General features: G+C 56.8%; 11 protein-coding genes. 7 read left to right on the forward strand and 4 right to left on the reverse strand.

Going from position 1 to position 13876, the window contains the following annotated elements; translation table 11 throughout:
• From VMW13_00830 to VMW13_00840, 3 genes are all read left to right on the forward strand, one after another.
• The coding region (locus VMW13_00830) for an ABC transporter substrate-binding protein (GenBank protein ID HUV43350.1) at positions 1–1165 on the forward strand (1165 nt) is incomplete at its 5' end.
• A gap of 165 nt (positions 1166–1330) precedes the next feature.
• The gene (locus VMW13_00835; GenBank protein ID HUV43351.1) at positions 1331–2581 is read left to right on the forward strand and encodes a thiolase family protein; all 1251 of its coding nucleotides are present in this window, start codon (positions 1331–1333) and stop codon (positions 2579–2581) included.
• A 74-nt stretch (positions 2582–2655) separates the two neighbouring features.
• On the forward strand, positions 2656–3135 hold the full coding sequence (locus tag VMW13_00840; protein HUV43352.1) for a universal stress protein: 480 nt from the start codon (positions 2656–2658) through the stop codon (positions 3133–3135).
• Between the two features lie 44 nt (positions 3136–3179).
• On the opposite strand, the gene VMW13_00845 is transcribed toward VMW13_00840, so the two are convergent.
• On the reverse strand, positions 3180–4391 hold the full coding sequence (locus VMW13_00845; protein HUV43353.1) for a CoA transferase: 1212 nt from the start codon (positions 4389–4391) through the stop codon (positions 3180–3182).
• Between the two features lie 27 nt (positions 4392–4418).
• The gene (locus tag VMW13_00850) at positions 4419–5663 is read right to left on the reverse strand and encodes a CoA transferase (GenBank protein HUV43354.1); all 1245 of its coding nucleotides are present in this window, start codon (positions 5661–5663) and stop codon (positions 4419–4421) included.
• A 385-nt stretch (positions 5664–6048) separates the two neighbouring features.
• On the opposite strand from VMW13_00850, the gene VMW13_00855 reads away from it, so the two are divergent.
• The 3 genes from VMW13_00855 (at position 6049) to VMW13_00865 (ending at position 10722) form a co-directional block, all read left to right on the forward strand.
• Positions 6049–6930 (forward strand): CbbQ/NirQ/NorQ/GpvN family protein, encoded by an 882-nt coding sequence (locus VMW13_00855; GenBank protein HUV43355.1) that lies wholly within the window; start codon positions 6049–6051, stop codon positions 6928–6930.
• Positions 6931–7010: 80 nt separating this feature from the next.
• Entirely contained in the window at positions 7011–9461 is a 2451-nt protein-coding gene (locus VMW13_00860) for a VWA domain-containing protein (protein ID HUV43356.1), read from the forward strand.
• Between the two features lie 625 nt (positions 9462–10086).
• A complete protein-coding gene (locus VMW13_00865) occupies positions 10087–10722 on the forward strand; it encodes a glycerol-3-phosphate acyltransferase (GenBank protein ID HUV43357.1) in 636 nt (211 codons plus the stop codon).
• Between the two features lie 45 nt (positions 10723–10767).
• Here the strand turns inward: VMW13_00865 and VMW13_00870 are convergent, their stop codons facing one another.
• Both VMW13_00870 and VMW13_00875 read right to left on the reverse strand, forming a co-directional pair.
• Positions 10768–12102, reverse strand: coding sequence for an aminotransferase class III-fold pyridoxal phosphate-dependent enzyme (locus VMW13_00870; GenBank protein ID HUV43358.1), 1335 nt, complete (start codon positions 12100–12102; stop codon positions 10768–10770).
• A 55-nt stretch (positions 12103–12157) separates the two neighbouring features.
• On the reverse strand, positions 12158–13165 hold the full coding sequence (locus VMW13_00875) for a hypothetical protein (protein ID HUV43359.1): 1008 nt from the start codon (positions 13163–13165) through the stop codon (positions 12158–12160).
• A 211-nt stretch (positions 13166–13376) separates the two neighbouring features.
• On the opposite strand from VMW13_00875, the gene VMW13_00880 reads away from it, so the two are divergent.
• Positions 13377–13844, forward strand: a complete 468-nt coding sequence (locus VMW13_00880; GenBank protein ID HUV43360.1) for a MarR family transcriptional regulator — start codon at positions 13377–13379, stop codon at positions 13842–13844.
• The last annotated feature ends 32 nt before the right edge of the window (positions 13845–13876 follow it).

The raw sequence follows: 13876 nt of genomic DNA on the forward strand, positions 1-13876 counted from the left end.
GAGCACCGGTATGCTGGGCGGGTTGTACTGGCTCCCGGTAACGCCCAAGGAGGCAATCGAGACCTGGGACCACCTGCGTGAAATTGAGCGCGTCATCGGTACCGGACCTTTCGTGATGACGGACATCGTCACGGCCAGTTCAGTCACCTGGCACAGGCACCCCAATTACTGGATGGAGGACCCGTTGATACCCGGCAACCAGTTGCCCTACATCGAGACCCTGCGCGGGATTGACATACCGGACTACTCCACCCAGCTGGCTGCGCTCAGGACGCATAAGCTGGATATCATGGGTGTAGGCTGGGAAGAAGCCCTTACCATGATGGAGACCAACCCCGAACTCAAGTACCGCCTTAACTCCCCTTCCGGCGCGCAGGTCTTCTTCATGAGGACCGACCTGGAAGGCACCCCGTGGGCCAACGTGAAAGTCAGGCAGGCACTGAACATGGCCATCGACCAGCCGGCAATCGCCCAAGACTTCTACGGCGGCATGGCCTTCGTAAACACCTGGCCGATACAGCCGATGCATAGTGCCGTCTACACACCGGTGGAGGAGCTACCGGATAATCTGAGGTGGCTCTACGAGTACCAGCCGGAAAAGGCCAAGGAGCTCCTGGCAGAGGCCGGCTATCCCAACGGCTTCAAGTGCAAGGTGAACATCTACGCCGACGCCGCCGACATCACGTCCATCGTCAAGGAGTACTTCATGGCCGTCGGCGTGGACATGGAGATAGTGGTGCATGAGGGTGGTGCATTCGGTGCCGTCATCTACGGCCGCCAGTACGAGGACCTGATTTACTCCTACTGGGGTAATGCAGCTCCGTCCTCTGCCCTGACTCACGCTCACGGTGGCGTGCCCTCGTCAATCTACGCCTTCTCCAACGTGGTTGACCCGCTCGCCGAGGAGTATACCGACGCAGTCAAGGTGATAGTAGACCCCGAGGAGCGGAATGCATTGACCAGGGCAGAGAACCTGCGCCAGATGGAGCTCTGCTGGGAGGTAATGCTGCCGGCGGCATCCGGCTATGCTTTCTGGGGACCGTGGCTGAAGGGCTTCATGGGTGAAGTCGGTGTCGGCCCCACCGCCGAGATGGGTACCCTCGGTATCTACCGGTACATGTGGATGGACCAGGACCTCAAGTACGAGATAACCGGACAGCGATAATAGCATCCGGTTCTTGACCACGCACAAACAGGGTGGGTGTTCATCGATACGAGCACCCACCCTTATTTCCCGCTTTCCTTCCCGGAGGCTCACTGAATCCAGGTTGAAACCGGTACGCAGGAACACATATAATCTTCCTAAGAGCTACGGAGAAGGAGTAAGAGAATGGGCAATGACGTCTACATCATCGGTATCGGTATGGTCAAGTTCGGCAAGTTCCTGGAGCGAAGCATCAAGGACATGGCCGGCCTGGTGGTTGAGGATGTTCTCCAGGACTCTGACCTCACGCGGGACGATATCCAGGCTGCCTGGTTCTCCAATACCGGGTGGGGTATCTATTCATTCCAGCATTCCATCCGGGGTCAGGTGGCCCTGACGGCAAATGGGATTCACCGAATCCCCGTAACCAACGTGGAGAACGCCTGCGCCAGCGGCAGCACTGCCCTCAACGGGGCCTGGACCGCGGTCAAGGCAGGTTTGTACGACTGCGCCCTGGCCATTGGCATCGAAAAGCAGCACCACGAGGACCGCGCCCTGGTGATGGGGAGCTTTTCAGCCGGGACGGATGTGGAAGAGATGACACGGACGATAGCCCAGTTGCAGCAGCAGGAGAAGGAGCGCCGCGAGCAGGAGGCGAAAGGAAAGGGGATTGAAGTCCAGAAGGAGCAGGTGGGAGGCCATTCGGCTTTTATGGACTTCTATGCAGCCGGTGCCCGGGGACACATGGCCCAGTACGGGTCCACACAACGGCAGCTAGCCACTATCGCCGCCAAGAACCACAACAACTCCACGATGAACCCGCTGGCCCAGTACACCTTTCCCCAGACCGTTGAGCAGGTGCTGGCCGACCGCATCGTGTCCTATCCCCTGACCAGGTCTATGTGCGCTCCTATCGGGGACGGGGCAGCCGCGGCTATCGTTTGTGGTGAGGACTTCTTGAAGAAGCATACCTCAGACCGGTCGGTCAGGATAAGGGCCTCGGTACTCGAAGGCGGTTCACGGACCGGACCGGCGGATATCAGCGAGCGGGCCGCCAGGAAGGCTTTCGAGACCGCCGGTATCGGGCCGGAAGATGTCAACGTGATGGAGGTGCATGACGCCACCGCCTTTGGTGAACTCGCCGCGATGGAAGCGCTGGGCTTCTGCCCGAGGGGTGAAGGTGGAGTCATGGCGGAGAGAGGAGACACGGCCTTAAACGGAATAATTCCCGTGAACACGAGCGGGGGACTCATATCACGGGGGCATCCCATCGGAGCTTCGGGCCTGGCCCAGATATACGAGCTGGTAACCCAGCTTCGCGGCGAGGCGGGAGAGCGTCAGGTGAAGAACCACCGCATTGCCATGACCGAAAACGGTGGCGGTACCGTGGGAGCCGGCGAAGCCGCGTTGACCATCCACATACTGGAAAAGGTGTAGGTTCCGCGATAAAATAACGATAGCGCAACCTGATAGCCAATGAGTGGCTACTGGTTCAGAAGAGAGGAGGAGAGATGTATCAGAAAATCCTGGTCCCGTTAGATGGTTCCAAGCTGGCCGAGAATGTCCTTCCCCACGTAGAAATGATGGTCAAAGCTGGCGCCGGAGAGGTGATACTCACCACCGTGACCGAACGCATCAGTGCTCACAGCTATAACGTCCAGCTTACCCCGGTAAGCGAAACACTACCCGTACTGGAACCGGTAGTGAAGATGCCGGTATCGGTGGGCAAGATGCAACGACAGGGTGAAAGGTATCTGAATAGAATCGCCAAAGGACTCACCAAGAAGGGAATTAAAGTGAGGACCTCCGTGCTGCTTGGCAATCCTGCCGATGAGATCAGGTCCCTCGCCGAAGAAGAGGGTGTTGATCTCATCATCATGTCAAGTCACGGCCGGTCCGGTCACAGCAGGTGGGCTCTGGGGAGCATTTCAGACAAGATGCTACGGGCGAGTCAGGTTCCAATGCTGCTGGTAAAGCCGCCTGCGGATTGACCCACACCGCGTGCGTAGAGTCCGGGTTGAACTGGTCTTCCCGTCTATTCGATGACCCCGTCGACGACCAGCTCGGCAATCTCGTCGTCAGACATGCCGAGTATTTCCTTAAAGGCGTACTCGTTATGCTCGCCCATGAGCGGGGCGCGGCTTAGCTCGTGGGGTGCCTTCGAGAGCTTGTAGGGAGGTGCCACGGTGAAGTACTTCCCCATTTCCGGGTGCTCTATCTCCGGGTAGTAGTTGCGGTGCTTTAGCTGCGGGTCGTGGTCTAACATGTCACGTCCATTCTGCACCACCCCGGCGGCAACCCCGGCTGCCTGCATCAACGTCATTACCTCTTCCGGGGGGTGACTAATGGTCCATTCAGTCACCAGCCGGTTCAGTTCCTCCTCGTTTTCCTTCCTGCCGAGGAGGGTATTGAACTTTGGGTCGGTTGTCCAGGCCGGATTACCTATGACGTTGCAGAATGAGCGCCATTCTTCGTCGGTGAATACGGCAATGACGCACCACCTGTCCATACCCGGACAGCGATATGAACTATGGGGGGCAGCATTCGGATGGGAGTTCCCCATCCTGCCGGGCACACGTTCATTTACCACGTAGTCGAGCAGGAGCGGCCCCATGAAGTTCATACAGCCCTCGACCTGTGCCATGTCCAGATACTGCCCCTTGCCCGTCCTCCGCCGATAGTCCAGGGCTGCCAGAATAGCCAGGGCATTGTAGCGTGGGGCGATGAAATCGGTCAGATGTCCCAGGTCTGCCGGTTCCCGGTCCGGCCAGCCGGCAACATGGCTGAAGCCTGATATCGCCGTCAGGTGAGCGCCAAAGCCCGGCATGTTGGCATGAGGACCGGTCTGCCCCATCATGGCGGCACTGAGCATGATGATGTCCGGCTTGATTTTCTTGAGGTCTTCGTAGCCCAGGCCAAGCCTTTTCATCGTGCCACCGGCGAAGTTCTCGGTAACAACATCGGCCCAGGCAATAAACCTCCTGGCTATTTCAATACCTCTGGGCTGGGAGAGGTTGAGGGTCACGCTCTTCTTGCCGGTGTTAATGGCGTTGAAAACACCGCCGCGGTTAAAACCAACGACATTATCCTTGAAGGGCGGTGATACTCTCCAGACCCCGGGTCTGGTCTTACTCTCTATACGGAGGACTTCCGCACCCTGGTCGGCCAGTGTCTTGGTGGTCATGGGACCCACCCAGACCCAGCAGAAATCGGCAACCTTTACTCCCTCGAGCAGCTTTCTCTTCATGTTATTCCCCCTCCTGCAACCCAGTTGCTATATAACTCCGGCTTGTTTCAGTGTCAGTATTTCCTCGATAGACAGGCCCATCTCCCGGTAGACCTCCTCATTGTGCTCACCGATGAGCGGAGCACGACGAGACAGCTGCAGCGGTGTCCCCGAAGCAGTGGCAAAAGCACCGGGATAGGTGATGGTAGTATCCAGTTCGGGGTGCTCTACCTGCCTCCAGAACTCCCTGGCGGCAAGCTGGGGACTCTCCAGAATGTCCTTCATTGTGGATACCGGATAGAGCAGGATACGACGTTTCACCGCCCCTTCGAATAGCTCGGCCTTGGTGTGCGACATGAAGAACTTCTTCGTCGTATCCGTCATGCGGTCGACCGTTTCCTGGGTCGTCTGCCTCAGGTCAAATGTTCCCCAGTCGATTCCGCTCAGGAAATCATCGGACATCCCTTCTTCTTCCATCCATTCGACAATTGGACGGCTGACACGCCTGGCCTGACCGCCGGTGGCGTAGAAGAACAGGATATAGCCGTCCTTGCAGGGCCAGGTGTAGGTCGTGCGAAGGCCGGCAGTCCCTGGCTGCACCACTGGCCCCGAGGTACTCGTCTTGGTCAGGGCCCACCCTACCGGAACGGTACCCCGACCGGCAGAATCCTGAATGGAGACATCAACATGCTGCCCTTCTCCCGTTGTCCAGCGGTCATAGAGCGCCAGCATTGCCCCCACGGCTCCCTCTACGCCGGCGTGAAGGTAGGTCTGGGAATGGTGGCTGATTCGTATCGGCGGACGGTCAACATCACCACGTGCCGACATGAAACCGCCCATTGCCCAGGACACGATTTCAGGGGATTTGAAGTCCTTGTGAGGGCCGGTCTGTCCAAATGGTGTTATCGATACAAAGATAATGCCGGGGTTAACCTTCTCCAGGTCCGAGTATCCGAGGCCAAGACCATCCATGTAGCCGGGGGGGAAGGACTCCAGGATGAAGTCCGCCGACCCGGCAAGTTTCTTGAAGACATCCTGGCCGTCGGCTGTCTCGATATCCAGTGTGATGCCCCTCTTGCTCGTGTTGAAGGCAAACCACAGCAGGCTCTTCTCCGGGTCAGGTTCATCGTGATAGTAAGGCCCGATGTCCCGGGTAGGGTCGCCACCCGGTCTTTCTACTTTGATGACATCGGCCCCAAGGTCGCCGAGTAGCTTACTGCAGAGCAGACCTTTTTCGTCAGTCAGGTCCAGGACCCGGTACGGGCTAAGCATGCCTTCTGCCTTCTCTTCCATTTCATACCTCTCCAGGAGCACGATTTCGGGTTTCCGATCTAAGCCGGTCACCCACAACGCCAAGTGTACTACATTCTGCGGCACTAGAGAAGTGCCGTGGCACTATAGAAGTACTACGCGACCGGTCACCGGCAGATTGCAGTTCAACCGCCTTCAGTGTTACAATCACCTCTTGAGTGCTCCAACGCAAAGCGGGGATATCCCTGGCCTGGTACCCGGTTGTAGAAATACCGGCTAGTATGTTAAGCAGGGTGAGACCCTTCGGTTACGGCCTGCTGTCTATGCCAGCAGGTAAACTCAGGGTGACACGCCGTTGACATATCATTCATCATCCTGCTACATACAATATGAAATGAACTGGAAAGGTTGAGAGGAAAGAACGAGTATGCCAGATAAAGTACCGCAGACCTTATACCGGGAACACATGGTAGAGGAGTATATCATCGCTGAGGAACCATTCTACCTGCCGGTCAGGGACGAGGTCCAGCTCTTTGAGGCTGCCTACGCCCAGCAGATACCGGTACTGCTCAAGGGACCCACCGGCTGTGGCAAGACCCGGTTCCTGGAGTATATGGCTTACCGCCTGGGCAAACCGCTCTCTAAAGAGTCCTCATCACCTGCTGAGAAACGGGCGATTCCCCTGGTAACGGTAGCCTGCCATGAGGACCTCACCGCCAGCGACCTTGTGGGAAGGTATCTCCTGGAAGGCGATTCCACCAAATGGATTGACGGCCCGCTTTCAAGGGCAGTGAAGGTCGGGGCTTTCTGCTACCTTGACGAGATTGTCGAAGCACGAAAGGACACCGCCGTACTGATTCACCCCCTCACCGACCACCGGCGGATTCTGCCGATAGAGAAGAAGGGGCAGGTAATAGAGGCCAGTGATGGCTTCCTCCTGGTAATCTCCTATAACCCGGGCTACCAGAGCACCCTCAAAGACCTGAAACACAGCACCCGCCAGAGGTTTATCTCCATTGAGTTCGACTACCCGCCAGTTGAGCTGGAGACGGATATTATCAGGCACGAGAGCGGCGTTTCAGAGGAAATGGCCAGTTCCCTGGCCAGACTCGGCGAAAAGGTGAGGAATCTCAAGGAACACCATTTGCAGGAGGGTGTAAGCACCCGACTCCTGATATACGCAGGAAGGCTGGTTACGCAGGGCATCACCCCGCGTCGGGCCTGCCAGGTAGCAGTGGTCTGGGCTATCACTGATGAGGCCGAAGTCCAGCGTAGCATCGAAGAGGTGGTCTCCAGCATATTCGAGTAGGTATATTATGTCAAGGGCAAAGGTGGGCAGAGTCCTGCCTGCCACAGTGCCGGTACGATATACTGGAAAACGGAAGGTGGATGAGAGAAAGCAGGGGCTCTATTCTGTCCGAGCAGGAGCTTGGTAGATTTCCACCAGCTATTGCCAGCGGGCTTCGCAAAGCAATGCCGCTGGTCCCCCGCCCCATGCATCAACGGCTCCTGACACTCACCGGTGAAGTCCTCGCTCTGTCCTATTCCGCGGCGTCCGAATTCCTCAGGAACTGTTCCTTTGTAACGCGTAGAGCAGGCCCTGCCGGCCTGGAGTCGTGGTGCCTGGAGGGTCTTGAAGTCCTCCGGCAGAACGAACAGAGCGGGATAACCTACTTCGGCCTGGGAATGAGCGGGAGCACCCTGCTGGTACAGAGGCTATCTCCCGGTGTGGAACTGGACGGTGTCAGGGTACTACTGGAGACGTACTGTCTGGCACTCACCGGAATAATAAGCCCTGTCCTGTCCAGCAGTCACCCCCGGAACTACGGGACCGACCAGTCAATGCTTATAGAAGCCCCCGGAGATGGCCACGCTATCTTCCTTCCGGATTTCGTTGACAGGTACCCCAATAAACCGGAGAACTTTACCTGGTACAAGGTGATGGCCACTCACCAGGCGGGTCATATCGAGTTCGGCAGCCATGCTCTCTACTCTGACGGTACTCAAACCGACCTGGCCGGGTTTCCGGAGCTTATCGCTGGCAGCAGGCTGGCCGCTGATATATTTACCATTGTAGAAGACGGCCGTATCGACTACCTCATCAAGCAGCAGTATCGGGGCATTGCCGGAGCCTACGGCAGGATTCAGGATGAAGCCCTTAGCGCCAGACCTCCCCTTACCGTCTACCGGTTGAAAGAGGCGTTCCTTGAGGTCCTTGTCCAGATGAGCCTGGGGCGTTTCGGTGAATGGCTGGTCCCGACGGAATTATGCACCCCTCTTCGCTTCGCGGGGCCAATCATGAAGCAGGTACTGTCGTCCGACGCCGGAGTGGAGGACAGCGCTGCAGCCACGATTCGCCTCTACCAGGTGGCATCCGGATTATCCAGCGAGCCGGTCCCGGCTGACAGATGGCAGACCGTCGACCTTGATGATGGCCTGGAGGGTGTTTCTTCACTATCTCCGGGCAGCATCGATGAGATACTGAGCGACCTGCCTTCCGTAGAACCTGAGTCCTCTGCCTACGCATCTCCACCAGAGGTGGAATACCGCAGTGGTCACAGAATGGATTCTGATTACGAGGCCGGAGAACCCGGGTCCGCGTCTCAAGATGAAACCGAGACAGGTTCTTCACAGCCCTCGTGGCAGGCATCGAATGAAACAGACGATATCGACGACCTACTTGAAGTCGGCTCTCTGGCGGCAGATAAGGGCACCACCGAGGAAGAGCTTCTCGTGTTTGGTGTGAACAGCGCGAATAAGGAGAACGTTCCGGTAGTACCTCAATCGGAGCAGGACAGCAATGACAACAATGAGGGTCCCCTCACGGCGGACGGCCCATTCTCCTATCTCTACAATGAATGGGACTTCCGCGCCAGTGACTACCGACTGCACTGGTGCCGGGTCCGTCAGATTCCTTTGCAGGAAGGCACGCCGGACTTCTTCGAGGCAATCCTGAACGAGTACGCCGACCTTGCCACTTTGTTGAGGAGGCAGTTTGAGCTGCTGAACACCCGGTTCTCCCGAAAGGTGAAACGACTGCAGGATGGCGAGGACTTTGACCTGGATGCGGTGGTGGATTTCGTCATCACCAGGAAAGCCCGGCAAAATCCCGATGGCAAGGTCTACTGGCGAAGGAACAAAACAGAGCGGGACGTCTCGGTGGCCTTCCTCCTCGACATGAGCTCCTCCACCATCGAGTACATCAATAAGACACAGCGGGGCGCCATCAACCAGCCGGTCTTCAAGGACTACAAGGACTACTTCGAATGGCTCCAGCCCAACAAGGATAGCGTCATCCGGCCAAAGGACTTCAAACGGATAATCGACCTGGAGAAGGAGAGCCTCGTCCTGCTGATAAGAGCACTGGAGGCTATCGGCGATACCTATGCTATCTACGGGTTCTCCGGCTACGGCCGGGAAAACGTGGAGTTCTACGTCGTTAAAGACCTTGAGGAGGAATTCTCCAACCGGGTAAAGAGCAGGATTGATACCATTTCCCCGCAACACGGCACACGGATGGGACCGGCGATACGGCATGCCACCTGGAAGCTGGAGCAGCAGGATTCGAGGAGTAAGTTCCTGTTCCTCATCAGCGACGGTCGACCCGAGGACCACGGTTACGGCCAGAATGGACTGGAGAAGGAATACGCTATTAACGATACCAAGATGGCTCTGGTGGAGACAAAAAACAAGGGCATAACGCCCTTCTGCCTGACCATCGACCGGGCGGGGCACGACTATCTCAAAACGATATGCGGTGACATGGGGTACGAGGTAGTGGCCGACATTGAATCGCTCCCGATGTGTCTACCAAGCCTCTACAGAAGGTTCACTACATAGGACATCCGGACGTTATTATTACAGACTGGTACTTAGTTACGCAATTGAGTGAACGAAAGATTCTTCGCTGGCGCTCAGAATTACACACCGTTGACATGTCATTGCAAGTTTACCTGCTGGCTTTTCCAGCAGGCCGAAGCAATATGAATGTTGCGCGGATTTGTGCAACTAGTGTAGTATCTTACAAATGCCTTTACAGTCCCTGTCATTCTAGCAAGCCTATGAAAAACCCTTTCGACCAACCCCCGTGCGGCCCAGATGGGGCGCCTCTCAGAAGAGGCGGGGCCCCTCAGAAGGGGCGGCGCCTTCCCCTTCCTGTCCAGGAAGGAGCCTTCTGCGGAAGGGGGGGAAAGATTATATCTGGGGGACACCGGCAGAATCTGGTTTCGGATTCTGCTAGTGTCATTCTGTAAGAATGACGCCCAGACACCCCTACCAAAAGGGGCGCCTCTCAGAAGGGGCGAAGCCCCTCTGGACTCCCCCTTTTCATCACCCTGTTAGACTCGATCCGGGATACGTGTTTGCCCCCTGGATTCCAGCCTGCGCTGGAACGACATCAACATCCATCATACGTAAAGATATATACGAGACACTACACTAGAGACCAGAAAGGAAACTCTCCCGTATGGTACTCAAAGTAATTGCTGCTGTGGCTATTGGCTACCTGCTCGGCTCAATACCATCCGCCTATATCGCCGGCCGCCTTAAGAATGACGTCGATATACGGCAGGTGGGTGGCGGTAATATGGGTGCCCTCAACGTCATGCGCGGGGTAGGTACCGCGGCCGGCTATGCAGTCGCTGTGACTGACGTCGCTAAGGGCTCACTGGCCGTACTGTTCGCGCAGTGGCTGGGGCTTCCCCAGGTATGGATTCTGGTTACCGGTTTCATGGCAATAGCCGGACACAACTGGCCCGTTTTCTTACAGCTCAGAGGCGGTAAGGGAGGAGCAACCGCCATGGGGGTGTTACTGGCCCTGGTCCCCCTTGAGTTCGGCATCGGCTTCGCTGTGACCGTTATCACAGTGATTATCACCAGCAATCCGGCACTGGGACAGGCTATCGGAATGGCCTGCATGCCCCTGGTTATCTGGCAGTTAAACGGCTCCGGGATGCTGGTCGGTTTCTCACTGGCGGTCTTCGTTTTTGTGGCTATCAGGTATTCCCTGGCGGGACTGAGAATGGCCAGTGAAGGCGTGGACATCAAGAAAGGCCTTATCTTCAGCAGGGACTATCATTTCTGGCAGGTAAAGAAGAAATAAAGGAGAAGATGACCTTCTCCTTTATCACAGCCGTGGCATCCCACCTCATCGCCCCGAGTTGGTCTTCTCCAGGGTCCCCTCTTCAACCATAGCCTTAAGGGAATCTACCAGGGCCTCTATTGTCCGGTCAAGGTCTTCTTCGGTGTGAGCGACTGACATGATAAAGAAGCGCGCCGCCATAGTGGAAATCCCGCGATGAAGGAGGTGCAGGCAGAGACGTGGTCTTGCCTGTGCACCTGCCACTAGCTCTTGCACGTCACGAGTGGGTGGCAGGGTATCGTCGGGCGGTTCCTGGTCAATCGAACCCATATATATCCAGATGATATTCCTGCCGTAGAGTCGGATTGAAAGGCCCCGTTCCTTCAGAGTCCGGTTACCTCTTTGTCGAAGGTATACGCCCAGTTCGTTGACCTTCCTCTGGACACTCCCATCCGTATAGAGCCGGCAAGCCGCGACACCGGCAGCGGCGGTGAGCGGGTTAGCATTCCAGGTCCCGCTGTGGGCCAGGAAGCGTTCCGGAGGAGGTTTGGGCGTAAGTGCCCCCATTATGTCAGCCCGACCGCCCAGCGCACCGACACCGAGTCCGCCACCGACAGCCTTACCAAGGCTGGTCAGGTCAGGCGTTACTCCTATTGTGGACTGCCAGCCGCCCGGCGCGTCACGGAAGCCGGTAACGACTTCATCGATGAGGAAGACGGTAGCGTACTTGCGGGTGAGGGTAGACACGGTACGAACGAAATCGGCATCCCATGGTATCTGGCCACCCATGTGAGCACCTCCCCCTTCAAGCATGAGGATAGCGTACTCTCCGGTGGCCAGTTCTTCTTCCAGCCTGACCGGGTCGTGACCGGGTATCATTGTTACCTGGTCGGTAACAATCCCCGGTCCGGCACCAGCCAGTTCATCGGCCCAGCCGTGGAAGTTTTCCTCGAACCTGAGTACCTTTCTTCTGCCAGTGAAGATGCGGGCCAGTCTTATCGCCATCAGGTTCGCTTCCTGCCCGCAGGAGAAGAACTCTACCCTCTGCATGGACGGCATCATGCCCTGCACCAACTCGGCCCATTCAACCTCAAGCTCATGGTTGTCGCCGTAGTGCGTACCTTTCGCCACCTGCTCCTGGACCGCCGTTACCACATCGGGGTGGCTGTGTCCCAGTATCAGTGCACCGTGCCCGAGGACGTAGTCAATATACTCGTTGCCGTCGACGTCCCACTTCCGTGAACCCCTGGCGTGGGTTATGTAGGGTCGGAAGGGGTCAAGGATACGGGCAGTGTGAGTAGCGCCGTTGGCAGGTAGAATCATCCGGGCACGCTCGTGCAACTCCCGTGACCCCTGGTGAGTACTGATATATTGCTCAACTATGTTCTGTGCGGCCATCATTCCTCCCCTCCTGGTATAACCCCGGTGATACTGCCGTCCGGTTTCCGAAGTGCGGTCAGACACCCTTTCCGGGAGCAGTGACAACCGGCAGGTCCTTCATGGTCAGCAGGCCCGGTCGTGCCTCCACAACCCTGTGAATGCAGTTTACGGTTATGGCTGCCGTGGCAATATCCCCGTGAGTACCTCCCTTGATGACCACCTCCAGGTTGGGAGTCCCGGTGATATACACCGCGTCATAGGACTCGGACCCTCCCACGGCGGCCTCGAACTCCAGGGTTATCAGCTCTTCTCCGGTGCGGAGTCCCCTGCCCACCTGCCGGACACCTGCCGCCTGCCCCGGCTCAACGGTCACGAAATCGGTCTTCACCTGCCTGGTGGCAATCACCGGTTTGATACTCTCAGTAATATCATCAAGCTCCCACCCCAGTCCGTCAGCAATCATGGCTATTGACTCCGGCAGACCCACATGTTTCAGGGTCCCCGAAGCTACCAGCGTCTCGAACTCCTCGAGTGTACGCCCGGCGCCAATCTTCTTCTGAAAAGGGCCACGGCGCGGGGAAGCATCCTGGACCCTGACGGCCCTGATTCGCTCCACCTGCCGGCATACTCCAGTCATGAACAACGGCCAGGTATCCATGAGGAACCCCGGGTTCACCCCGGTGGCCAGAACGGTGACGCTGTGGGCCTTGGCCACCCTGTCGGTCTCGGCGGCAAGTTGTGGACTTTTTCGGTACGGAAAGGACAGTTCTTCACAGGTCGAGATTACATTAGCACCGGCACGAACGCACTTCTCTATCTGAGGATAAACCATAACCATGAAAGAGCTCGTGGTGAGAAAAACCACATCCGGCCTGGTATCAGACAGAACATTATCCGTATCAGCAGAGACGGTGACGCCCAGTTTGCTGTCGACGCCAGCCACCTCGCCAAGATCGCGCCCTGCCAGACTCTCATCGATATCAATAGCGCCAACCAGCTCGATATCGGTTCTCTGCGCAGCATATCGGGCCACACTGCAACCTATGGGACCGCACCCGAAAATCACTGCCCTGACTTTTGTCATAATCCTCACCTCCTGGACGGTCTCTCAGTATAGCATACAACCCTGCTCTACCATCACGATAATCGAGGGTAGAGGGAGGGGATATCCGCTACCGAAAACATGCTAACAGGCATAATTCCGGCCTTGACAGGGGTGTTTTCAGGAAGTAGTATAGTTAGTATCGTAAACTATTATCAAGAGAAACTATATCTCCGGTGAGCGAGGAGCGCCTGTGGGAACCGCAAACACAAAGACCGACACCCTTGACAGTGTTGCCGAAGACCTGTTCTGCATTCCCCCACTCGTCGGCAGAAGCATCCGGCGAAAACTACTCAGAACAGCACTCGCAGATATGCACGCGGGAATCCTGCCACCCCACCTGGAGATAATGAAGATACTGGAAGAGGCAGGGACGTTGCATGTCGCCGAAATCAGCGACAGGTTGCAGATACCAAGGCCACAGATGACCCACCTGATAGACAGGCTGGCAGGTCTGGGCATGGTGGAGAGGCGAACGAACCCGTCAGACCGGAGAGCAATCGACATCACATTAACCAGCGACGGTAGAAAAGTACTGCGGAAGCATGAGAGGTTAATGCGGAACGCCCTCAGGACGACTCTGTCCGGTCTCACCGGAGAGGAGCTGGAGGAGATGTCTATCTCGTTGAGGAAACTGAGAGACATACTCTCCAGGTTGTAACGATTAGCAACTGTTCGAGGTAACCTGTCGAT

Source organism: Dehalococcoidales bacterium, from assembly GCA_035529395.1.
In the GTDB taxonomy this organism is placed as follows: domain Bacteria; phylum Chloroflexota; class Dehalococcoidia; order Dehalococcoidales; family Fen-1064; genus DUES01.